Below are 23,843 nucleotides of genomic sequence, written 5' to 3'. Positions count from 1 at the left end.
ATTGAACTTTTTGATTATGTGAACTGGTATAACAATGTCAGGCCGCACGGCGCATTAAATTATCTAACACCAAGGGAATATAAAGAAATATTCTATAAAAACTGTCCAATATTATGTTGACAGACCAAGAAGCGTGACATTTATATGAAGGTCTTTCAGGATTGCTATGACGGCATCGCTGTAGATGTAGACCTCTCTGTCTCTTAAATAAATAACACTGTCAACTGCATAAAATCTGTGAGCCAGTTTCTGGTCGGCTATTTTAGAATGAAGAGCAGCAAAGTGAAGTTTGTCTTCAACGTCTAGAGTTGATATGATTTTAACAAAGCGATTGCAGATGAGACATTGGTCATCAAAATATATAATGTTCATCGTCTGCTATTTAACTGGCCGATTTAAGTCGCCAATCTGACCAAGGAACAGTTTGCCTTCGTGACCGTAAGTGAATCTGTCTTCTGTGGATTCATAGTTGCCTTCTTCTATTGTCCTGGCGATGAAAGATAACAAGTCACTCAGCGACTCTGCTACGACATAAAATGTGTCTTCGTCACTGCCATAGCTGATGATCTGTCCTTTTTTGCCGTTCTCACCTGGGTCCATATCGACTGCAAGGAAATTACCGAAACCATCTGCCGCAAATGGCAGCCATTTCGCGTGGTAATAAATCGGTTTAATGGCGCCTGCAGGTTCAATCTCGTAAGGGAACTCATCAAACTCTTCTTCTTCGTCCTGATTGAATTCAACTTCGTTCATCACTTCATCAAGTGACAGCCATTCCAGTCCGAAGAAAAGACCCGGACTATCAAATGATTCACCATTATGGGCTTGATAGAGCGTTTTGAAATCAGGGTCAAGCGGTTCACCGAATACTTCTTCTAATTCCTGCAGTTCTTCGTCAGTGGCACCTGGGTTTACATGATCTTTGAAGGGGACATGAGACTGATTGAGTACATGTTCAAGCATAGAATAACCTCCTTTTGTCAGATAGTATTCTATTGCCTGTTTTATTGAATAAAAACGTAGTTATATCATCTTAGATGAATAATCACCTGTACAGTCTTATACATGATTAGCTAGCTATGATGATTACTCATTGTTACGAAGGTCATAAAATGTAGACTGATTTCTGCTGTTTTTCTTTAAAATCAATGACTTTACTGCAGAATGTCATCAAATTAGAAATTTTGATGAAAAACTGCGTCTGTATAAGCCCCTTTTTATCTTTTTCTGCTTTTTTACAAGTGGATGGCTATCCATTAAAGTGAAATTAAGAAAAGGGGTGACATATGTTTGTAGCAGTGATAGGTAGTTTTATCGGCTCTTTTATGCTCTGCCTCACCTATCAGGAAGGCTCATTTTTCAGGCGTTCGCAGTGTGACAGCTGTCATTCTGATTTAGCATGGTATGAACTGATTCCGATTGTCAGCTTTATCGTTCAAAAGGGAAGATGTCGTAAATGTGGCGACCCGATTCCAGTCCATGTTTTCATAACGGAGTTGCTTTTTTTCGTGCTCTTTCTCCTGTTTGTTTCAGAGAACAGCACAACACTTTATGCCGCCTGTATTTCGTTTCTAGTCCCATTGGCGATTTATGATCTTTACCATTTTAAAGTGCCTAATCATATGCTGATGCTCTTCGCATGCATTCTTCTATTGATTCGTTTTCCTCTCTTGTTTGATATTCAGCATCTAATCTATTCTTTTATGCTGATTATACTGCTGCATTTATTTTACTTGCTGACAGGCAGCATCGGCTACGGTGATATCAAGCTGCTGTCCTTGTTCGCACTTTTTTTTCCGCTTACTTATTTTCTGCTCATCTTCATGCTGACTTATTTTATCGGCGGCATCGCTGTCATCTGTTTCTTGTTTTACAAACATAATCTGAAGAAAATACCGCTTATTCCTTTTATCACAGCTAGCACACTGCTCGTGTTTAAATTTTACGATGAACTTTATACTATTTATTTTGGAGGATTTTTATGATGCTAGCGATGTTAAAACAAGATCAGCCTCGTGAACGGCTCATGACTTATGGACCTGAGCAGCTGACCAATCAGGAGCTTCTGGCCATCATCATTAACACAGGCAGTAAGGATGAATCCGTTTTAGAGGTCGCTAATAAACTGCTGATGTCTATGGGTAATATTCGTGACATGCGTTACCTGACATTGCAGGAGTTACGGGAAATCAAGGGTATCGGCGAGAAGAAAGCTGTGACAATGCTCGCTATGATAGAGCTCGCTGTCAGGATGCACACCCATTCTCTCGAAGACCGCGTGAAGATTAAGTCGCCGCAGTGCGTAGCTGATCTTTTGATGGAGCGTATGCGCTATTTTACACAGGAACACTTCATCGCTCTTTATTTAAATACGAAGAATGTCGTGATTCATGAACAGGTCATCTTTAAAGGTTCTTTAAATGCTTCCATCGTTCATCCGCGCGAAGTATTCAGAGAAGCGGTGAGACGATCTGCTGCCAATATTATTGTCTGTCACAATCATCCATCTGGAGATCCGACACCTTCTGTAGAAGATATTGAGGCCACGAAACGTCTGATCAACTGTGGTACGTTATTTGGGATAGAACTCCTGGACCATATCATTATCGGGGACGGCGTCTTCGTCAGTATTAAAGAGAAGGGACTCTTGTAAATTTTTTGTAAAGTATTTCGGAAATCGAAAAAAAGTGTTGTCAGTTCAAATTATTTGAATTATGATAATATTGAAAATAAGAAAAGGAGGAGATTAATATGCGCAACGAATATCTGCGTCTTTCATTACAAATTAATTTATCCTCCTCATATTTGTCACACTAATTAAGACATAGGAGGAGTCTCTCTTCCGGTCGTAAAGCACATGCTTTCCATTAGGGGAGGTATGTGCTTTTTGTGTTTCTATGAGGAGTTAATAAGGAGGATTTACATGTTTAATGTTTTGTTTAAACTAAGCTGGTTTTTTAAGCAGGAAAAGAAGCGGTATTTAATCGCTGTCCTTTTGTTATTGATAGCGAATGTCGTGGAAATTCTCCCACCATGGCTGATCGGTAAGACGATTGATGCCATTACTCTGGGCACTCTCACCACGAGACGTTTTTACGAGATTATCGCCGCATTTGTTGCACTGATTATCATCGGCTATCTGATTAATTATGCCTGGAGATTCCTGCTTTTCAACGGTTCTCAGATTCTGGAGAGCTTAATGAGAAGAAAACTGATGGCGAAATTTCTGTCCATGAGTCCCGGTTATTATGAAAAGAACCGGACCGGCGACCTGATGGCCCGTGCAACAAATGATCTGAGTGCCATCCGTCAAACTGTCGGTTTTGGTATCCTGACGCTGATTGACAGTACGACTTATCTGGTTACCATTATTTTGATGATGGGTTTTGCCATCTCGTGGAAGCTGACTCTTTTTGCAATGCTGCCTTTACCGCTGCTCGCGATTATTGAACAGCGACTGGGTAAGATGATTCATAAACGTTATACCATCAGCCAGGATGCATTCGGTGATATGAATGATGATGTTCTGGAATCAATTGAAGGGATACGTGTGACGCGTGCTTTCGCACAGGAAGATAACCTGAATAGACGGTTTAACAGAATGACGACAGACGTCGTCGATAAATTTATGGCAGTTGAAAAACTGGATGCCTTGTTTAAACCGTTGACAATCATCGTGACGATGGTCAGTTTTATCATTGCCCTTGGTTACGGCAGTGTACTTGTCAATCGTGGCGAAATCTCAATCGGAGACTTAATTGCTTTTAATGTCTACCTCAATATGATGGTGTGGCCGATGTTTGCCATTGGACTGCTCTTCAATATCATGCAGCGTGGCAATGCCTCACTCGACCGTGTGATGGAAGTACTGGATACAGACGATATCATGGCGGACTCAGTAGACTCACTTGTCGCACCGGATCATCATGTATCATTTGATACTGTTAACTTTAAATATCCATCAAGTGAAAAGACCAATCTAAAGGCGGTCAATATCGAACTCGGTGTCGGTGAAACGCTGGGGATTGTCGGCCCGACAGGCAGCGGTAAGACGACACTCATCCGTCAGATCTTGAAAGAATACCCAGTGGGTGAAGGGCATATCACACTCGGTGGCATCAATATCGGACAACTGACTAAACGTCAGGTCCGTGAAAAAATCGGTTACGTCTCCCAGGAAAATATTTTGTTTTCACGTTCTGTCAGAGAAAATATCTTGTTCGGAAAGCCAGATGCCAGTGAAGTGGAAATTGCACGTGCTATAGAGCTCGCGAGTTTCACTGAAGACGTTAAACGTCTGCCGCAGGGACTGGATACACTGGTCGGTGAAAAAGGTATCGCTATATCCGGTGGTCAGAAACAGCGTATCTCTATCGCACGTGCCATGATCAAAAATCCGGATATACTGATTCTTGATGATTCACTATCAGCAGTCGATGCTAAAACAGAGACAGCGATCATCGGACATATCCAGCAGTCACGTCAAGGTAAGACTACTATTATCTCCACTCACCGACTGTCTGCTGTCCAGCATGCTGACCTTATCGTAGTGCTTGCTAACGGAGAAATTATTCAGCAGGGGACACACGCATCACTTATTAGTCAGCAAGGCTGGTACCTGGAGCAGTTTAATCGTCAGCAGTTAAGAGAGGAGGAGAGATAATGTCTAATTCAAAACGATTGTTACGGGAAGCACTTAAGTTCAAAAAACTCTTTTTAATCGGTTTTCTCTTCCTGGCAGGTGCTGTTGTCGCTGAACTCATCGGTCCTGTGATCGCGATGAAGATAATTGATGATCATGTAAGGGAAGCAGCGGATACGATTAATCTTACGCCCATTATGCAGCTTCTTGGTATCTATGCAGTCATCGCTGTCTTTAATGCGGTCTTCAGCTACTATCAGACGCTCTATTTCCAGAATGCAGGCTCAAATGTCATTATGAACTTGAGAAACGAACTCTTTAAGCATATGCAGAAGCTGCCGATCAAATACTTTGATACTTTGCCGGCCGGTAAGGTAGTGGCAAGAATCACGAATGATACGCAGACAATCCTGGAGTTGTTTACTGTCCTGCTGCCGACTTATCTGTCAGGTTTCGTTAATATCATAGCCATTATTATTGCGATTTTCTTCTTCAACTGGAAAGTTGGACTTGCCGCTTTTCTTGTCGTACCGTTACTGATAGGCTGGCTGGTGGTCTACCGCAAGCTGTCTGATGAATACAATCAGGTGACACGCGAAAAAAACAGTGATATGAATGCGATGCTCAATGAATCGATCAACGGCATGACGATTATTCAGGCCTTTAACCAGGAAGAGAAGATTCAGCAGGAATTCAATGAATTAAATGACGACTACTTACGGAATTACTCGCGTATTATTCAGCTGGATTCCCTCACCAGCCATAACTTGATGGGAACCATCCGTTCAGTGATTTTTGCGGTGATGATTTATATTTTCGGTTCTACGTTTCTGAGCGGTGAGACTGCTCTGACTGCGGGTATGATGTATGTCATTGTGGAATATCTGACGAGACTATTTAATCCGATGTATAATCTGGTCAATAATCTAAGCGTCCTTGAACAGGCCCGTGTTTCGGCGGATCGTGTTTACGAGATGCTGGATGAACCTGCAGAAATCACGGAAAATAAATCAATCGCTCGTTTAGAGGGTGACGTCCTGTTTGAGGATGTGTCATTTGCCTACAAGGAAGAAGAGTATGTCTTAAAAGACATCAATATTCATGCAAGACGCGGTGAAACCGTTGCACTGGTCGGTCATACGGGATCTGGTAAAAGCTCCATTATGAATCTGCTCTTCAGATTCTATGATCCGACAATGGGTCGTATTCTGATGGACGGTGTTGATTCCAAGTCAGTGACGAAAACCTCACTTCGCGAGCATATGGGTATTGTTCTGCAGGATCCTTATTTGTACAGCGGAACGATCCTCAGCAACATCACGCTGGGTGATGAACGCATTTCACGCGCACGAGCAGTAGCAGCGCTTGAAGCAGTCGGTGGATCACGGGTTCTCGATACGCTAGACAATGGCATCGATTCACCTGTAGTTGAAAAAGGAAATACGTTATCCAGTGGTCAGCGTCAGCTGATTTCATTTGCCCGTGCTCTCGCTTTTGATCCGGCTATCCTGATTCTGGACGAAGCGACTGCAAGTATTGACTCTGAAACGGAATCGGTTATCCAGCAGGCGATGGATGTCCTAAAAGAAGGCAGAACAACATTTATTATTGCGCATAGACTGTCTACCATCAAAAATGCTGATCAGATCATTGTTCTTGATAAAGGAAGAATTATTGAACGAGGTAACCACCGGACCCTTATTCAGTCAGATGGTCAATATTCCAAGATGTATCAGCTTCAATCTGCCAATAGCCAGTAAATCATGTTATATTAGAAGTAATTGCCGAACGGCAATTACTTTTTTTTGAGGAGACTATATGAAAAAACTTCTGTTACTGACTATTCTGCTGCTCGCAGGGTGTCAGCAGACATATAAAAATACAGTGAAATATGAGCCGTTTGATTATCAGAAATTAGGTGCGCTTGACCTGACAGGTTTAACAGTCAGTCAGATGTCGCTTGAAGAGAAAATTTATCAGTCGCTCATCCTCGGTTTCGACGGGACAGCAATGACGCCTGAATTAAATGACCGTCTTCAGAAGAAACTAGGCGGCGTGATTCTATTCAGTCGTAATATTGAATCTGTTACTCAGACACAAGGCTTGAACCATTCGATTGCGGGCGCTCAGACAGAAATTCCGCCTTTTATAGGAGTGGACCAGGAAGGTGGGAGAGTGAACAGATTACCTCGTGAACTGGGAAATACCGCAGATGCTTATACGCTCGCTCAGTCAGGTGCTGAAGCTGTTCATTCTGCAGGTAAGTGGAACGGTCAGATGCTGAAACTGCTTGGATTTAATCTTGATTTTTCTACAGTACTTGATATTTGGACAAACCCGGCTAACACGGTCATCGGTAACCGCAGCTTCGGCACAACTGCAGAGGCAGTCACTAAGAATGCGAGTGCTTTCAATAAAGGCCTGCACTCTGAAGGGATTGTGACGGTCGGTAAACATTTTCCGGGACATGGAGATACATTCCTTGATTCACATCTTGCGCTGCCGGTGAGCGAGGCAGATATGAACCGTTTGAAAAAGGTAGAATTAGTACCCTTTAACAACCTGCAGGATGAAATCGATATGATGATGGTTTCTCACATCGTGGTATCGAAGCTTGATGCACTGCCAAGTTCATTATCAGCTGTTGTCACAAAAGATGTGCTGCAGAAAGAGTTAGGTTTTGATGGTGTGGTCATAACAGATGATCTTGCGATGGGCGCTATAGCTGACCGTTACACAAAAGGTGAAGCAGCAGCTATGGCCATTCAGGCAGGTAATACAATGGTGCTGATCGGTTCTGATGTCGGCGATGTAGATGTACTCGTTCAAACTATTGCAGATAAAGTGAGGAACGGTGAAATCAGTGAGACAGTGATCGATGAAAATGTCCAAAAAATTCTTCGGTTAAAAACAAAATATGATATTCTGTAACTATTAGCTAAAGTAGTGAGGTGTTCAGGTTGCCCGATTTTTATAAACGCAACAAGCTTGTATTCATTTTATTCGGTATTATTGTCTTCATCATGCTGGTCGGTTTATCTCTCAGAGAGCGTGAAACGGCTGTACCGGAACAGATTGTAGGAGATTCAACCGCAGTTGGACAGCGTATTGTCAGCTATCCGATGCTCTTTATCGGACAGAATCTCAGCAATGTAGTGCATATGTGGGATGCTGCTGAAGAAAACAAGGAGCTGCGAGCGAAGATACGAGGATTTAACCAGCTGGAAGCGGATAACTACCGTCTTGAAAAAGAGAATGCAGAACTGAGAAGTATGATGAAAACAGAAAGTATTGCGAGCTATGATCCTGAAATTGCCACTATTATTTCTCGCAATATCGATGACTGGATGAATACGTTCGTGATTAATAAAGGGCAGACGTCCGGCGTTAAAGAGAACATGGCAGTCATCACCAATGAAGGACTGATCGGTCGCATTAAGAAAGCCAATGCTTATTCCAGTCAGGTAGAGCTGATTTCTTCCAGCGCGAAAGCAAGTAAAATTAGTGTAACGCTGCAGAACAGCGGCAGTGAAGTCTTCGGAATGATCGATCAATATGATGACAGCAAGAATCTGCTCGTCATCGATGATATCGAGAATAATATCAAGCTGAAGGTTGGTACTAATGTCGTGACAAGTGGACTCGGCGGACAGTTTCCAAAGGGAATCGTTATCGGGAAAGTCAAAAAAATTGAAAATGATGAATTTGGTCTTAGCCAGATTGCATATGTAGAGACAGCAGCCAGTCTAAAAGATCTTACGCATGTTTATATAGCGATGAAAAGTCAGGCAGCAGGTGGCGAGTAATGCAGTATCTAATTATTTCAGGTATTGCAGTGGTTCTGTTTTATCTGGATACACTGATCAATAGTCTCATGCCCGTGGGCTCGTTTTTCTTCACCAGTCATTTATTGTTTATTTACTTGCTGATACTCTCTGTCTATAAACATTCTTCTGTTGCTATGACGATGGGGATTGTTTTCGGAATTATCTCCGATGTCTATTTATCTACTATTTATGGTATCTACACGTTCGGTTATATTGCCTGTATTATGCTGATGAGCAGGCTGTTCAATGTCTTCTATAAAGATACTGCCGTGATGATCAGCCTGCTGATTGGTTTTGTGCTGTTTTTTGAAGTGGTGTTCTATGCCATCTATCGCATACTTTATTCTACTTCACATGGCTTGATCTATTTTATTTTCCATCATGGTCTGCCATCAGCACTGATTAATTTTGTCCTGATTTTTGTGCTGTTTCCGACCGTGCTGAAAATATTGAACCGCAGTGATTATTAGTATTGACTTCAAATGTGTAAGGTGTTACTATAATCAAGTTGAGTAGTTTATAGCTACATACAACCGCTCGGATAGAGGTTGAAGTGCTTCGGCCACCTGTATACGGCGTGACTTAAAATTTATTAGGAGGTGCAAGTATGTTTGCTATTATCGAAACTGGTGGAAAACAATTAAAAGTAGAACAAGGTCAAGAAATCTGGGTTGAAAAATTAAACGCAGAAGAAGGCGCTACATTTACTTTTGATAAAGTTCTTATGGTTGGTGGCGAATCTGTTAAAGTTGGTTCACCTGTAGTTGAAGGCGCTACTGTTACTGCTAAAGTTGAAAAACACGGCCGCGGTAAAAAAGTAACTGTATTCAAATACAAACCTAAAAAGAACTACAAACGTAAACAAGGTCATCGTCAGCCTTACACTAAATTAACAATCGAAGCGATCAACGCTTAATGATTAATGTCACGATTGCTGTAAATGATGATGGTAGAGTCACTGACTTTGAAATGACAGGTCATGCAGACTCAGCCCCACATGGACAGGATTTAGTTTGCGCAGGTGCTTCAGCTGTCGTTTTCGGCAGTATGAATGCAGTGCTTGGACTGACAGATGAAAGACCCGATATTGATTACGCACACGATGGTGGCTTTTTCAAAGCCCGTGTGGTAGATTTGAATAACAATGAAGCGCAACTGATCCTGCAGGCGATGATTGTCTCACTTGAAACAATTGAAGCTGAATACGGTCAGTTCATCAAACTAAATTATAAGTGAGGTGTAACTCATGTTAAAATTAAACTTACAGTTCTTCGCATCGAAAAAAGGGGTAGGTTCTACACGTAACGGTCGTGACTCTGAATCAAAACGTTTAGGTGCTAAACGTGCTGATGGTCAATACGTAACAGGTGGTTCAATTTTATACCGTCAACGCGGTACTAAAATCTTCCCTGGTGAAAACGTAGGTCGTGGTGGCGATGATACTTTATTCGCTAAAATCGACGGCGTTGTTAAGTTCGAACGTTTCGGACGTGACAAAAAGAAAGTTTCAGTATACGCTGAAGCAAAATAATCAAGATTCAAGCACTAGACACTGTTCTAGTGCTTTTCTTTTTTGTGATACTGTTCGTCCCATATAGACAGACGTGTTATAATGGGATGAGGTGGTTAGATGAAAGAACTCGATTTATATTTAAGAGCTAAACATGATATCAGTAACCAATTGCAGCTTCTCAGTATTTACTGTGAACTCGAAGATTACAGCAAAGTGCAGTCACTCATTGAAAACTGGAGTGATAAGTTACAGCGTGAGCAGCAGTTCATTCAGCTTGCCTGGCCACAGTTTGTCGAAACGGTGATTCACTATAAACTGACCACTGATTTCAAGTTTGATTTTCAGATTGAGACAAAAGGTAGTGGTGTAAATGATGCAGAGCTGTCGGGTCATTTTATAGACTGGTTAGAAAAAGCTGCGGGTCAGCAGATCATCATAACGATTAAAGAAGAAACAGAGCGGTATCATTTTATATTTAGTATGGATGGTACGGCGACTGACTATTATATAGGGAAATAAAAGAGGTGTTTAAATGTTTGTCGATCAGGTCAAAATTAATTTAAAAGCGGGGGACGGCGGTAATGGTATCGTCGCTTATCGTCGCGAGAAATATGTACCCCTCGGAGGACCGTCAGGTGGAGACGGCGGTAAAGGGGCATCTGTCGTATTTGAAGTGGATGAGGGCTTAAGAACGTTACTTGACTTCCGTTTTCAACGTATGTTCAAAGCGGAAAAAGGGGAAAACGGTCAATCCAGCAATATGCATGGCCGTGGTGCGAAGGATTTAATCCTGAAAGTTCCACCAGGCACAATTATCAAAAATGCCGAAAACGGAGAAGTCATTGCTGACCTCGTCATGCATGAACAGCAGGCCGTAGTCGCTAAAGGTGGCCGTGGTGGACGTGGTAACTCGCGTTTCGCCAGTGCATCAAACCCGGCGCCTGAGTTTAGTGAGAATGGAGAGCCGGGCGAAGAGCTTGATGTTATTCTCGAACTGAAATTGATGGCAGATGTCGGTTTGGTCGGTTTCCCGAGCGTGGGTAAATCAACTTTACTATCCATCGTCTCAAAAGCGAAACCCAAAATCGGTGCTTATCATTTCACGACGATTAAACCGAACCTCGGTGTCGTTCAGACGAAAGATAACCGCAGTTTTGTCATGGCAGATTTACCAGGACTGATTGAAGGCGCTTCTGAAGGCGTGGGTCTTGGTCATCAGTTCCTGCGCCACGTTGAACGGACACGCGTCATTATTCATATGATTGATATGGGTCGAACAGACGGCCGTGATCCTTACGAAGACTATGTGACGATCAACAAAGAGCTGAAGAACTATAATGAGAAGCTGGCGAAGCGACCACAGATTGTTGTAGCGAATAAAATGGATATGCTCGGAGCTGAGGACAATCTTGAACTCTTCAAAGAAGAAGTCGGTGAGGAGCTTGAAATCATCGAACTGAGTGCTGCTACTTATCAGAATATCGATCAACTGCTCTACCGAGTAGCAGATATATTAGATGAGACAGCCGATATGGACTTTGACGCAGATGAAGAAGAGACAGGTGTTCACCGTGTTCTTTACAAACATGAGAAGTCAGTGGACCACTTTGAGATTACGCGTGATGATGATGGTGCGTATGTAGTCAGCGGTAACTCTATCGAGCGTACCTTCAAGATGACGGACTTTAACCGTGATGCAGCTGTCAGACGTTTTGCACGTCAGATGCGTTCGATGGGTATTGATGATGCACTGCGTGAACGTGGCGCTAAAAATGGAGACATCGTCCGCATTCTCGGCGGCGAATTCGAATTCGTTGAGTAGGTGAAGAGATGAGCGATGGACAGAAGTATTATTTGATCAGAGAAGATGTCCTGCCAGAATCAGTCAAAAAAACGCTTAAAGTCAAAAAGTTACTGGAACGTGAACCGCAGATTTCTATATTCGAGGCCGTTAAGCGTTATGATCTCTCACGGAGTGCATACTATAAGTTCAAAGATACGATATTTCCTGTAGAAGATCAGACGAGAGAACGCAATATTACGCTCCTTGTCCATGTAGATGATAATGTAGGTCTGCTTTACCGCATACTGGAAAGTATTGCAGCAGAGAAAGGTTCTGTGCTGACGATTCACCAGAGTCTGCCGATTATGGAGAAAGCAACGATCACGATTTCACTGAATGCGAGAGAGATGAGACTGACGATCAACGAACTGCTTGATAAGCTGAAACAGATTGATGGTGTAAATCAGGTTCAGCTTCTCGGCATGAATATGTAGGAGGCACTATGTACGCTTATTTACAAGGTCAACTGACACAGATTTCACCTACGCATGTCGTTATGGATATCGGGGGGATCGGCTACGAGTGTCACACCCCAAATCCATATCGTCTGCAGAAATTCCTGAATAAAGAAACAAAGCTTTTTACACAGCTGATTGTACGTGAAGATGCACATACGTTATACGGCTTTATCAGTGCTGAAGAGAAAAGTCTTTTCCTATCACTCAACAAAGTGACGGGTATCGGACCAAAGTCAGCACTCGCCATTCTTGCGACGAGCACACCTGACGAAATCAGACGAGCGATTGAAGAAGAAAACGAGGCCTATCTTATTAAGTTTCCAGGCATCGGTAAAAAAACAGCACGTCAGATTATTCTTGACCTGAAAGGGAAGCTCGTCATTACAGATGAGTCTGCACTCTTTGAGGAATTCACTGATTCTGGTGCAGTGGCAGAAGCCTTACTTGCACTGGAGGCTCTTGGATACTCTAAACGGGAACTGACGAAAGTCGAGAAAATACTGAAAGCTGAAAAAATAGAGCAAGTAGATGACAACATCAAACGAGGATTACAGATTTTAGTTTCTTAAGGAAGTGGCTATATGGATGAACGTATGATGGATGACCACTTGATGAATGATTTTGAAGCGGAGACCGAACTGAGTCTAAGACCGCTTTATCTAAATCAATATATTGGTCAGCCGAAGCTGAAGAACAATCTGGAGATTTTTATACAGGCGGCGAAATTACGCGAGGAAGCGTTAGATCACGTCCTATTATATGGACCACCTGGTCTCGGTAAGACAACACTCGCTAATATTATCGCCAATGAGATGGATGTCAATATCCGAACGACTTCCGGTCCTTCTATTGAACGCCCCGGCGACCTTGCTGCCATCCTTTCTTCACTGAACGCGGGTGACGTGCTGTTTATTGATGAGATTCATAGATTGTCACGCGTCGTTGAAGAAATCCTTTATCCGGCGATGGAAGACTTCTGTCTGGATATCGTTGTTGGTAAAGGAGAGGAGGCGCGCAGTATCCGTATTGACCTGCCACCTTTTACGCTTGTGGGAGCCACGACTCGTGCCGGTAGTCTCTCTGCGCCGCTTCGAGACCGTTTCGGTGTTCATCTGAGACTGGACTACTATGATGAAGAAAACCTGAAGGAGATCATCACGCGTACGGCCGCTGTCTTTGATACAGAGATAGATGATGAATCAGCTGGAGAAATCGCCAGTCGCAGCCGTGGTACGCCGCGGATAGCCAATCGTCTGCTTAGACGTGTGCGGGACTTTGCACAGGTAAAAGGCTCAGAAATGATTCATATTGAGACGACGAAACAGTCACTTGATATGCTGCAGGTTGATAAACATGGTCTTGATCATATCGACCATAAAATTATGACGGCTATTATCGAACGCTATAACGGCGGGCCGGTCGGACTTGATACAATCGCTGTCAGTATCGGTGAAGAACGCGTGACAGTAGAAGATGTCTATGAACCTTTCCTTATTCAAAAGGGATTTCTGGAACGGACAACGCGTGGTCGTGCGGCGACACCATTCGCCTATGAACATTTTAACTACCCGTATCGCAACGAAAAGAGGAAATAAAGTGAATGTAAATGATTTTGATTTTGAATTACCGGAAGAATTAATCGCTCAGACACCGCTTCTTGACCGCACGTCCAGTCGACTGATGACGTTAAATAAGGACACGGGAGCAGTCAGCCATGAACATTTTTCTGATATCGTCAGTCACCTGAATGCGGGTGACACGTTAGTACTGAACGACACTAAAGTCATGCCTGCCAGACTCTACGGCATTAAAGAAGAAACAGGCGCTAAAGTTGAAATGCTGCTGTTAAAACAGATGGCAGACAATGACTGGGAAGTACTGATTAAACCAGCTAAACGAGTGACAGTCGGCACAGTTGTGAGTTTTGGTGAAGGAAAACTGAAGGCAGTGTGTAAAGAACTGCTGCCACAAGGGGGTCGTATCATGACCTTACAATTTTCAGGAATTCTGCAGGAACGGCTAGAAGAACTGGGTGAAATGCCTCTGCCGCCATACATCAAAGAACAGCTGGAAGATCAGTCCCGTTATCAGACGGTCTATGCGAAAGCTGTGGGCTCCGCTGCTGCACCGACAGCAGGACTGCATTTTACAGAAGCCCTGCTCGAAGAAATCGCTGCAAAAGGTGTCAATATCGCCTATATCACTTTACACGTCGGACTAGGTACATTCAGACCTGTCAGTGTTGAAGAGATAGAAGAACATGATATGCACAGTGAGTATTACGAGATGTCACAGGCGACAGCAGACATCCTGAACAGAACAAGACAACAGGGCGGCCGCATTATTACAGTCGGCACGACTTCTACGCGTACGCTTGAAACGATTGCATCAATGCATCCTGAATTCACTGAGACTTCAGGGTGGACTGATATCTTTATTTATCCAGGCTATGAATTCAAAGGAATCGATGCCATGATTACGAACTTCCATCTGCCGAAGTCGACTCTCATGATGCTGATTTCCAGTCTTACCACTCGTGAGCACGTGCTGAACGCCTATGCACAAGCTGTCAAAGAAAAGTATCGCTTCTTCAGTTTTGGCGATGCGATGTTTATTTATTAAAGGAGAATACTATGCCAGCAGTAACTTATGAACACATTAAAACTTGTAAACAATCAGGTGCACGTCTAGGCATCGTCCATACCCCTCACGGTTCTTTTGAGACACCAATGTTTATGCCGGTCGGTACACAGGCGACTGTCAAAACAGTAAGCCCTGAAGAACTGCATGCGATGAACGCGAAAATCATTTTAAGTAACACTTACCATCTCTGGCTGCGTCCAGGTAATGATGTGATTCGCGAAGCAGGTGGACTGCACAAATTTATGAACTGGGACGGTCCGATATTAACGGATTCCGGTGGCTTCCAGGTCTTCAGTTTAAGCGATATGCGTAAGATTGAAGAAGAGGGTGTCCATTTCAGGCATCACTTGAATGGCTCTAAACTCTTCCTGAGCCCTGAGAAAGCGATGCATATCCAGAACGATCTCGGTTCTGATATCATGATGGCTTTTGACGAATGTCCACCGATGCCTGCTGAATATAAATACGTCAAAGATTCAATTGAAAGAACTTCTCGCTGGGCAGAACGCTGTCTTAAGGCTCATAACCGCCCTGAAGATCAGGCACTGTTCGGCATCATCCAGGGCGGCGAATACGAAGACTTACGTACGCAAAGTGCGAAAGACCTCGTATCACTTGACTTCCCGGGCTATGCGATTGGCGGACTCTCAGTTGGCGAGCCGAAACCGATTATGTACCGCATGCTAGAACACACGACACCGCTTATGCCTTTTAATAAACCTCGTTATCTGATGGGCGTCGGTTCACCTGACGCGTTGATAGAAGGAGCGATACGCGGTATTGACATGTTTGACTGTGTACTGCCGACCCGTATTGCGCGTAACGGAACTTGTATGACGTCAAAAGGTCGTGTCGTCGTCAAAAATGCGAAATACGAACGTGATTTCACACCGCTTGACGAGAACTGCGACTGCTACACTTGTAAGAATTATACGAAAGCGTATATCAGACATTTAATCAAAGCTGATGAAACGTTCGGTATCCGTCTGACTTCTATTCATAACCTGCACTTCCTCTTAAATATGATGGAGCAGGTACGTGAAGCGATTCGTAACGACAGATTACTGGATTTCAAAGAAGAGTTTTTTGAAAGCTATGGTCTGAACGTCGAAAACCCAAAAAATTTCTAGGAGAGTAATGATGAACGAAAATTTACAGATGATTTTAGTTAACATTCTGCCGCTGCTTGCGATTATCGTCATCGGTTATTTTGCGATGGTGCGCCCGCAACAAAAACGTAATCAAAAGCAGACTATGCTGATCAACGGACTCACAAAAGGAGACCGGGTGGTGACGATCGGCGGCATCCACGGTACTGTCAAGTCAACAGATGCGCAGACAGTGACATTACTTGTCGGTCGTAACCAGGAACTGACTTTTGACAAGCAGGCAATCAAAGATAAACGTCCTTCTTAAACTATGATATGATGATGTCAGTATTGATTCATTTTAATGAGGTGAAATTGTGAAAAAGAGAAGTAGAATTGTTGCTTTTCTGCTGATTGCTATTCTTTTATTCAGTTTAATTGGTGGCACAGTACAGAAAGTGATGAAAGACGTCAATCTTGGGCTTGATCTTCAGGGTGGATTTGAAGTCCTGTATCAGGTCAAGCCGCTTGAAAAAGGTGACAAGATTGATGAAGAAGCTGTTAAAGCAACCAGTAAGACTTTAGAATCCCGTGTCAATGTGCTCGGAGTGTCGGAGCCGAAGATTCAGATTGAGGAAGGCAACCGTATCCGTGTTCAACTGGCGGGTGTCAAAAATCAGAATGAAGCCCGAAAAATCTTATCGACAAGTGCGAACTTAACGATTCGTGATGCGAATGATAAGCTTCTCCTGTCGGGTAAAGATTTAGTGCAGGGCGGTGCAAAGCAAGGCTTTAAGCAGGATACAAATGAAGCTGCTGTTTCACTTAAGCTGAAGTCTGCCAGCAAGTTTAAGGAAGTCACTGAAAAAGTCTCTAAAATGACGCCGAATGTCATGGTTATATGGATGGACTTTGAAGAAGGTAAAGACAGCTACGAAAAAGAAGTGAAACGAGAGCAGGAAGGCAAGCAGCCGAAATATGTCAGCGCTGCCTCAGTCGACCAGCCGATTAACTCTGAAAATGTTGAAATTTCAGGTGGTTTCGCAGGTCAGGACGGCTTACTTCGTGCCAAACAGATCGCGGACTTATTAAACTCAGGTTCACTTCCTGTGAAACTTGATGAAGTCTATTCTACTTCTGTCGGTGCGCAGTTCGGTCAGGATGCTTTGCAGAAGACGTTATTTGCGTCAGCTGTCGGTGTCGGTCTGATATTCTTGTTCATGCTTTTCTACTACAGACTGCCAGGCTTGATCGCTGTCATCACTTTGTCAGCTTATATTTACTTGACGATGCTGGCGTTTAATATGATTAATGGTGTTCTGACGCTGCCTGGTATTGCGGCACTCGTTCTCGGTGTCGGGATGGCGGTTGATGCCAACATCATCATGTACGAACGGATTAAAGATGAGCTGAGGATTGGTCGCAGTCTGAAACAGGCGTACCATAAAGGTTCACAGTCATCATTCCTGACTATTTTTGATGCTAATATTACTACAGTTCTTGCGGCACTTGTGCTCTTCTTCTTTGGTGTCAGCAGTGTCAAAGGTTTCGCGACGATGCTTCTGCTCGCTATCTTGATGAGTTTCATCACATCAGTATTCTTTACTCGACTGCTGATGTCTCTCATTGTGAATTCTAATTTCTTTAACAAGAACTTCAATCTATTCGGTGTAAATGCTAAACATCGTCACGACTTATCTGAAGGTTATGATATTCACGATTTAAGAACAGTGTGGGACCGCATTGATTTCGTAAAGCTTGCAAAACCGCTTATTATGTTATCGCTAGCTTCTATTATTCTGGGAGTCATCGCGTTATCAGTCTTCAAGCTTAATCTGGGTATCGACTTCACTCAAGGCTCTCGTGTCGATGTGAAGAGTGCACAGACTATCAATGTAGATACACTTGAAAAAGATTTAAAAACTGTTGATTTAGAAGAGGGTACGATTACATTGTCCGGATCTGATAAAAAATCAGCAGTTGTACAGTACAAAGAACCTTTAACGAAAACACAGATTGATGATCTTAAAAATATGATTGATGACAAGTATGGTTTTGAACCGAACGTCAACACAGTTTCACCGGTTATCGGCAAGGAACTTGCTAAAAATGCGATGCTTGCAACTCTTATTGCATCGATTGGTATCATTATTTATGTCACGTTACGTTTCGAATGGCGTATGGGTCTGACTTCAGTCCTCGCACTGCTGCATGATGCGTTTCTGATTATTGCTGTATTCAGTTTGATCAGACTGGAAGTAGATATGACCTTCATCGCGGCTGTCCTGACCATAATCGGTTATTCAATCAACGATACCATCGTTACATTTGACCGTGTTCGTGAGAACCTGCATAAGATTAAAGTCATCACTGCACCAGAACAGATCGATAACATCGTCAACAGTTCTATCAGACAGACGATGACACGTTCCATCAATACGGTACTGACAGTTATCATCGTTGTAGTTGCACTGATTTTCCTCGGCGCGCCGAGCATCTTTAACTTCTCAGTTGCACTATTGATCGGCTTAGTGTCAGGGGTATTCAGTTCTATCTTTATCGCTGTTCCGTTATGGGGCATCCTGAAGAAACGTCAGCTTAAAGCAAACGGTGGACGTCTGACTGTTTACACAGAAAAGCCTAAAAATGATGAAAAGATTTATGTTTAATCTTTGGAAGCAGACCTTCATGAGGTCTGCTTTTTCTATTGAATTTCATTTTTAAAATGAAAAAGGTATAATAAAACGGTTGGGAGGATGACGTGGATGGCAAAACAATGGCTCTTAAAAGAAAAAAGCGCAGAACTGGATTCTGCACTCGCTAAAGAATTCAAAATACCTCCTCTTGTTAAGGAGATACTCGAGGCTCGTAATATTACTACGCGAGATGAACTGACTGCATGGTTTAATGAGGAAGCCTTGGAAGACCCTTTTCAGATGTATGATATGGAGAAGGCGGTTTCAAGAATTCAGCAGGCCGTAGAAGAAATGGAACCGATTATCGTCTACGGTGATTATGATGCAGATGGTGTAACGAGTGTAACGATTCTCATGGCAGCACTTGAGGAAATCGGTGCCATGGCTGCCTTTTACATTCCGAACCGCTTTACAGAAGGATATGGACCGAACGAAGAGGCATTTCGCTCTTTTGCAGATGACGGCGTTGGTCTCATCATCACTGTTGATAATGGCGTGAAAGGCCATCATGAAGTGGAAGTGGCGAAATCTCTAGGTATAGATGTTATTATTACAGACCACCATGAAATAGGAGAGACTCTACCTGATGCCTATGCAGTTATTCACCCTGCTCATCCAGATGGTCATTATCCTTGTCCGCATCTAGCCGGTGCGGGCGTGAGTCTGAAACTTGCCACTGCTCTGATGGGCAGAGTTGAGCCTAGCCTGATCGGTTTTGCGGCAATCGGCACGGTGAGTGACCTTGTGCCGCTGACAGGAGAGAATCGCTGGCTTGTTAAAAAAGGGCTGGATGCACTCAATCAGTCATTGCCTGCAGGTGTTCGTGCGCTTCTTACGCAGGCATCTCACCAGGGGGAAGTGACAGAAGAGACGATCGGCTTTATCATTGGTCCCAGGCTGAATGCAGTCGGCCGGCTGGAAGACGCCCGACCTGCTGCAGAACTCTTAATGGAACAGGACCCGGAATACGCAGCGGAGCTCGCAAAAAGTGTTGATGCCTATAATATTAAGCGTAAGGCTGTTGTCCAGGATATGACAGAAGCGGCACTTGCACAGGCAGCAGATAAAGTCGCACAAGGACTTAATTTCCTGATTATTACTGGCGAGAACTGGAATGAAGGTGTACTGGGTATCGTTGCGTCCCGTATTGTGGAGCAGTATTACAGACCGACTATCGTACTGAACCTCGGCTTTGATTATGCCAAGGGCTCTGCTAGAAGTATCGTCCAGGTGTCGATGTTTGATTATCTGACGGCAAATGAAGCCTTACTATCTAAGTTCGGGGGACATCATATGGCAGCTGGTCTGACGATGCCACTCGAGAATGTTGAGAAATTAGAACAGGCGTTGAATGACCTGATCGAAGAAGAAGGTGAACTGCAGCCAGTACTTGAAGTTGATGCTGAAGTAGATATGAGCCACGTGACAGTTGATGCAATCAGACAGCTCGATAAATTAAGACCGTTTGGTACGGGTAATCCGCAGCCTGTCTTTAAGCTGAATGACCTGACCATCACACAGAACAAAGCGATCGGTCAGCAGGGTGCTCATATGAAGATGATGCTCAATGACTCGCTGACGGCCTTAAAATGGTCAGGCGGTCAGCTTGTTCACGATTACCCAGCTGAAACCGTAGTAGATGTCTGCGGAAAATTTCAGCTGAACGAGTGGAATGGCCATGTGACGCCTCAGATGATTCTTGAAGATGTCAGAACAGACAGTGTGCGGTATATTGATTATCGTAATCAGCATGCCAGCCGTTTCGCTTTTCTGAAGGATGAAGATGTCATCTATCTCATCAATCCGGACCGTCCTAGACAGAATGAACATTATTTTTATTATGGCGATAATCTGTCTGGCCATGATAAAATTGTTCTGAGAGATCTGCCTGAAGATTTAACGGCTTTTAGTGAATCGATGAAATCGTCGACAGCTAAGCAGATTTATGTGATCTTTCATTCAGCAGTACAAGTTTATTTCGACGGCATGCCAAGTCTGGATAAGTTCAGACAACTTTATAAAATCTTGTTCAAAGAGCCGGTCAATCTTGTTCAGCAGGGCCTCTCTATCTGCCAGACGCTCGGCGTATCGCCTGATGCGCTGAAGTTTATGATTGAAGTCCTGAAGGAACGAGGCCTGGTCCATGACGAAGGTAGTCTGCTTGTCGTTAATAAGGAAGCAGGAAAAGTAGATATGCAGGCTTCACCCGTCTATGCTGCACGTCATGCACAGCTTGAACGTGAACAACAGCTGCTCTATTCTTCGTTTGACAGTATTAAAAATCTCATCAATGACAAAATGTTCTAGTCACAGGAGGCTACTATGGATTTAAAACAGTATATTTCAGAAGTACAGGATTGGCCGATTCCAGGCGTCAGTTTTAAAGATATCACGACTATCATGGACAACGGAGAAGCTTATCGCTATGCGACAGATCAGATTGTTGCCTATGCAAAAGACAAGCAGGTTGACCTCGTGGTAGGACCTGAAGCGCGTGGTTTCATCATCGGCTGTCCCGTCAGCTACGCAATGGGGATTGGTTTTGCACCGGTCAGAAAAGAAGGCAAACTGCCACGTGAAGTGATTCGCTATGAATATGACCTGGAGTACGGCTCAAATGTTCTGACGATGCACCGTGATGCCATCAAACCAGGACAGCGCGTCTTAATCACAGATGATCTGCTGGCGACAGGCGGCACGATTGAAGCCACAATCAAGCTCGTTGAAGAGCTCGGCGGTATTGTGGCGGGTATTGCTTTTATCATAGACCTGAAGTATTTGAACGGGATGGAGAAATTAAAAGGATATGATGTCCTTTCTCTAGTCTCTTATGACGAAGAATAATGCGGCGTCAGCTGCTTTATTCTTTTTTGTTTATATTTATTTCTAATATATTTTATAGTATGATAAAAACATTATAAAAAGTGAGGTGATAGCATGAATAACGAATATCCGTATACAGCTGATAATGTGCTTGCGATGACGCGCAGCTATCTGTCTGAAGAAGATTATCAGTTTGTTGTCAAAAGCTATCAACTTGCAGAAAAAGCGCATGAAGGCCAGTTCCGTAAAAATGGACTGCCGTATATCATGCATCCCATTCAAGTCGCAGGTATTCTCGCTGAAATGAAGCTTGATGCTCCTACTATCGTGGCAGGTTTTCTGCATGATGTTGTAGAGGATACGCCTTATACATATGAAGATCTGCAGTCGATGTTTAACATGGAAGTCGCAACAATAGTGGATGGTGTGACAAAGCTTGAGAAAGTTAAATACCGTTCAAAAGCTGAGCAGCAGGCTGAAAATCACCGGAAATTATTCATTGCCATCGCTAAAGATGTCCGCGTCATTTTAGTCAAGCTTGCAGACCGACTGCATAATATGCGGACACTGAAGGCAATGCCACATGAGAAGCAGGTCAGAATTGCTAAAGAAACGCTCGAGATTTATGCCCCGCTTGCACACCGTCTCGGGATCAGCACGATTAAATGGGAACTGGAAGATATCTCACTTCGCTATATCGACAGTATCCAGTATTTCCGCATCGTTCATCTGATGAAGAAAAAACGCAGCGAACGTGAGGAATATATACATAATGCAATCGAGAATATTCAGCATGAGATGGAGATCACAGATATCCATGGTGAAATCACGGGTCGTCCAAAACATATTTACAGTATCTATCGCAAAATGGTCAAGCAGAAGAAGCAGTTTGATCAGATTTTTGATTTACTCGCTATTCGTGTCATTGTGGACTCCATCAAAGACTGTTATGCCGTGTTAGGACTCGTTCATACGCTCTGGAAACCGATGCCTGGTCGCTTTAAGGACTACATCGCAATGCCAAAACCGAACATGTATCAATCGCTGCATACGACGGTTGTCGGGCCCAACGGGGATCCGCTTGAAATACAGATCCGCACGAAAGAGATGCATGAGATTGCAGAGCACGGTGTCGCTGCACACTGGGCCTACAAAGAAGGGAAACAGCTGGTCAATCCTGATGAAGCGAAGTCACTCAGCAAGATGGGCTGGATAGAAGAGATTGAAGAAGCGGATTCGACGTCACTTGATGCCGAAGCCTTTATGGAATCACTGAAGTATGATCTTCAAAGCGATAAAGTATACGTCTTCACCCCGGAAAGCGATGTCGTTGAATTACCGATTGGGGCTGTTCCCATTGATTTTGCCTATGCTGTCCATAGTGAAGTGGGTAACAAGATGATCGGTGCCAAAGTGAACGGTAAAATTGTACCGATTGATTATGAGCTCCATACAGGTGATATCATCGAAATACGGACATCCAAGCATTCTTATGGCCCGAGCCGGGACTGGCTGAAGATCGTTAAATCATCGAGTGCTAAAAGTAAGATTCGCAGTTTCTTCAAGAAGCAGGACCGATCAAGCAATATTGAAAAAGGGAAGTTCATAATTGAAGCAGAAATCAAGGAACAGAATTTCCGACTGGATGAAGTCCTGACTGAAGAGAATTTAAATATGCTGAAAAACAAATATAATTTCAGCCACACAGATGATATGTATGCTGCAGTTGGTTTTGGCGGTCTCACTGCTTCAAATGTGGTTGCTAAGTTAACTGAAAAGATTCGTATTAAACGAAAAGAACTCGCACTTAATCAGGTACAGGAAGTCAGTAAGTCCTTATCGACAAAACCGCCTATTCAGACTGAATCCGGTGTGTACGTGGAAGGCATGGACAATATGCTCATCAAACTATCAAAATGCTGTAACCCAATTCCAGGCGATGAAATTGTGGGGTATATCACGAAAGGACATGGTGTCAAAGTGCACCGCACAGAGTGTCCGAATATTAAGGATGAGACAGAACGCCTGATTGACGTAAACTGGGTCGCGGCTCTCAACCAGAACCAGACTTATCAGGTCGATCTGGAAGTGACGGCCTACGACCATAACGGCTTACTGAATGAAGTGCTGCATGCTGTGAATTCGACAAATGTCTCTCTTGTCCATGTCCATGGTCGTGCAGACATCGATAAGAATGTAAGAATCAATATTGGTATTATGGTTAAAAATGTAGCGGAACTTCAGAAAGTAGTGGACCGCATTAAACAGTTGAGCGATATTTATACGGTCAGCCGAATCTGGAATTAGAGG

Annotated in this window: 25 protein-coding genes and 1 other annotated feature; of the genes, 23 read left to right on the top strand and 2 right to left on the bottom strand. The window is 43.5% G+C overall.

The genetic code is table 11. From position 1 onward, the window contains the following. Positions 1 to 120 (top strand): IS3 family transposase (locus tag ERX27_RS04825; RefSeq protein WP_165983039.1); only part of this gene is annotated, 120 nt, incomplete at its 5' end. Here ERX27_RS04825 and ERX27_RS04820 read toward each other — a convergent pair. Together ERX27_RS04820 and ERX27_RS04815 are read right to left on the bottom strand one after the other, a co-directional pair. After that, complete coding sequence (locus ERX27_RS04820; RefSeq protein ID WP_133431700.1) at positions 112 to 372, bottom strand: DCC1-like thiol-disulfide oxidoreductase family protein; 261 nt, start codon at positions 370 to 372, stop codon at positions 112 to 114. The two genes, ERX27_RS04825 and ERX27_RS04820, sit on opposite strands and share 9 nt — an antisense overlap. Positions 373 to 378: 6 nt before the next feature. Beyond that, the gene (locus ERX27_RS04815) at positions 379 to 963 is read right to left on the bottom strand and encodes an SMI1/KNR4 family protein (protein ID WP_133431699.1); all 585 of its coding nucleotides are present in this window, start codon (positions 961 to 963) and stop codon (positions 379 to 381) included. A 323-nt stretch (positions 964 to 1,286) separates the two neighbouring features. Here ERX27_RS04815 and ERX27_RS04810 point away from each other — a divergent pair, with 323 nt between their 5' ends. The 22 genes from ERX27_RS04810 to ERX27_RS04705 all read left to right on the top strand — a co-directional run bounded on the left by ERX27_RS04810 (position 1,287) and on the right by ERX27_RS04705 (position 23,840). Beyond that, on the top strand, positions 1,287 to 1,985 hold the full coding sequence (locus ERX27_RS04810) for a prepilin peptidase (RefSeq protein ID WP_133431698.1): 699 nt from the start codon (positions 1,287 to 1,289) through the stop codon (positions 1,983 to 1,985). Continuing rightward, a complete protein-coding gene (radC, locus tag ERX27_RS04805; RefSeq protein WP_239034477.1) occupies positions 1,982 to 2,653 on the top strand; it encodes a RadC family protein in 672 nt (223 codons plus the stop codon). Before ERX27_RS04810 ends, radC begins: the two co-directional genes overlap by 4 nt. Positions 2,654 to 2,923: 270 nt before the next feature. Beyond that, positions 2,924 to 4,663 (top strand): ABC transporter ATP-binding protein, encoded by a 1,740-nt coding sequence (locus ERX27_RS04800; protein WP_133431697.1) that lies wholly within the window; start codon positions 2,924 to 2,926, stop codon positions 4,661 to 4,663. Then, positions 4,663 to 6,402 carry an ABC transporter ATP-binding protein gene (locus ERX27_RS04795; protein ID WP_133431696.1) on the top strand — a complete coding sequence of 580 codons (1,740 nt, stop codon included), beginning with the start codon at positions 4,663 to 4,665 and terminating at the stop codon, positions 6,400 to 6,402. The genes ERX27_RS04800 and ERX27_RS04795 overlap by 1 nt, the downstream gene beginning before the upstream one ends. A gap of 58 nt (positions 6,403 to 6,460) precedes the next feature. Beyond that, positions 6,461 to 7,573, top strand: coding sequence for a glycoside hydrolase family 3 N-terminal domain-containing protein (locus ERX27_RS04790; RefSeq protein ID WP_133431695.1), 1,113 nt, complete (start codon positions 6,461 to 6,463; stop codon positions 7,571 to 7,573). Between the two features lie 29 nt (positions 7,574 to 7,602). Beyond that, the gene (gene mreC / locus ERX27_RS04785; RefSeq protein WP_133431694.1) at positions 7,603 to 8,448 is read left to right on the top strand and encodes a rod shape-determining protein MreC; all 846 of its coding nucleotides are present in this window, start codon (positions 7,603 to 7,605) and stop codon (positions 8,446 to 8,448) included. Then, positions 8,448 to 8,939, top strand: coding sequence for a rod shape-determining protein MreD (mreD, locus tag ERX27_RS04780; RefSeq protein WP_133431693.1), 492 nt, complete (start codon positions 8,448 to 8,450; stop codon positions 8,937 to 8,939). Before mreC ends, mreD begins: the two co-directional genes overlap by 1 nt. 51 nt (positions 8,940 to 8,990) lie before the next feature. After that, positions 8,991 to 9,062 (top strand) — a sequence feature (ribosomal protein L21 leader region). Between the two features lie 14 nt (positions 9,063 to 9,076). Next, positions 9,077 to 9,385: a 50S ribosomal protein L21 gene (gene rplU / locus ERX27_RS04775; protein WP_133431692.1), complete on the top strand. Its 309-nt coding sequence runs from the start codon at positions 9,077 to 9,079 to the stop codon at positions 9,383 to 9,385. Beyond that, a complete protein-coding gene (locus ERX27_RS04770; protein ID WP_133431691.1) occupies positions 9,385 to 9,705 on the top strand; it encodes a ribosomal-processing cysteine protease Prp in 321 nt (106 codons plus the stop codon). Before rplU ends, ERX27_RS04770 begins: the two co-directional genes overlap by 1 nt. A 10-nt stretch (positions 9,706 to 9,715) precedes the next feature. Next, the gene (rpmA, locus tag ERX27_RS04765; protein ID WP_133431690.1) at positions 9,716 to 10,000 is read left to right on the top strand and encodes a 50S ribosomal protein L27; all 285 of its coding nucleotides are present in this window, start codon (positions 9,716 to 9,718) and stop codon (positions 9,998 to 10,000) included. Positions 10,001 to 10,099: 99 nt separating this feature from the next. After that, positions 10,100 to 10,501: a Spo0B domain-containing protein gene (locus tag ERX27_RS04760; protein WP_133431689.1), complete on the top strand. Its 402-nt coding sequence runs from the start codon at positions 10,100 to 10,102 to the stop codon at positions 10,499 to 10,501. Positions 10,502 to 10,514: 13 nt separating this feature from the next. After that, positions 10,515 to 11,804 carry a GTPase ObgE gene (obgE, locus tag ERX27_RS04755; protein WP_133431688.1) on the top strand — a complete coding sequence of 430 codons (1,290 nt, stop codon included), beginning with the start codon at positions 10,515 to 10,517 and terminating at the stop codon, positions 11,802 to 11,804. A gap of 8 nt (positions 11,805 to 11,812) precedes the next feature. After that, positions 11,813 to 12,259 (top strand): ACT domain-containing protein, encoded by a 447-nt coding sequence (locus ERX27_RS04750; protein WP_133431687.1) that lies wholly within the window; start codon positions 11,813 to 11,815, stop codon positions 12,257 to 12,259. A gap of 8 nt (positions 12,260 to 12,267) precedes the next feature. Then, positions 12,268 to 12,852, top strand: coding sequence for a Holliday junction branch migration protein RuvA (gene ruvA, locus ERX27_RS04745; protein ID WP_133431686.1), 585 nt, complete (start codon positions 12,268 to 12,270; stop codon positions 12,850 to 12,852). Between the two features lie 12 nt (positions 12,853 to 12,864). Then, positions 12,865 to 13,878 (top strand): Holliday junction branch migration DNA helicase RuvB, encoded by a 1,014-nt coding sequence (gene ruvB, locus ERX27_RS04740; protein ID WP_133431685.1) that lies wholly within the window; start codon positions 12,865 to 12,867, stop codon positions 13,876 to 13,878. Position 13,879: 1 nt separating this feature from the next. Next, on the top strand, positions 13,880 to 14,905 hold the full coding sequence (gene queA / locus ERX27_RS04735) for a tRNA preQ1(34) S-adenosylmethionine ribosyltransferase-isomerase QueA (RefSeq protein WP_133431684.1): 1,026 nt from the start codon (positions 13,880 to 13,882) through the stop codon (positions 14,903 to 14,905). An 11-nt stretch (positions 14,906 to 14,916) separates the two neighbouring features. Beyond that, positions 14,917 to 16,056, top strand: coding sequence for a tRNA guanosine(34) transglycosylase Tgt (gene tgt, locus ERX27_RS04730; protein WP_133431683.1), 1,140 nt, complete (start codon positions 14,917 to 14,919; stop codon positions 16,054 to 16,056). Between the two features lie 10 nt (positions 16,057 to 16,066). Next, positions 16,067 to 16,342: a preprotein translocase subunit YajC gene (yajC, locus tag ERX27_RS04725; protein WP_239034468.1), complete on the top strand. Its 276-nt coding sequence runs from the start codon at positions 16,067 to 16,069 to the stop codon at positions 16,340 to 16,342. A 49-nt stretch (positions 16,343 to 16,391) separates the two neighbouring features. Beyond that, positions 16,392 to 18,683, top strand: a complete 2,292-nt coding sequence (gene secDF, locus ERX27_RS04720) for a protein translocase subunit SecDF (protein WP_133431681.1) — start codon at positions 16,392 to 16,394, stop codon at positions 18,681 to 18,683. Positions 18,684 to 18,779: 96 nt separating this feature from the next. After that, positions 18,780 to 21,017, top strand: coding sequence for a single-stranded-DNA-specific exonuclease RecJ (gene recJ, locus ERX27_RS04715; RefSeq protein WP_133431680.1), 2,238 nt, complete (start codon positions 18,780 to 18,782; stop codon positions 21,015 to 21,017). Positions 21,018 to 21,032: 15 nt separating this feature from the next. Continuing rightward, the gene (locus ERX27_RS04710) at positions 21,033 to 21,554 is read left to right on the top strand and encodes an adenine phosphoribosyltransferase (protein WP_133431679.1); all 522 of its coding nucleotides are present in this window, start codon (positions 21,033 to 21,035) and stop codon (positions 21,552 to 21,554) included. 93 nt (positions 21,555 to 21,647) lie between these two features. Continuing rightward, positions 21,648 to 23,840 (top strand): RelA/SpoT family protein, encoded by a 2,193-nt coding sequence (locus tag ERX27_RS04705; RefSeq protein WP_133431678.1) that lies wholly within the window; start codon positions 21,648 to 21,650, stop codon positions 23,838 to 23,840. The last annotated feature ends 3 nt before the right edge of the window (positions 23,841 to 23,843 follow it).

Source organism: Macrococcus brunensis, from assembly GCF_004359615.1.
In the GTDB taxonomy this organism is placed as follows: Bacteria; Bacillota; Bacilli; order Staphylococcales; family Staphylococcaceae; genus Macrococcus; species Macrococcus brunensis.
This window is presented reverse-complemented; position numbering and strand designations above follow the sequence as displayed.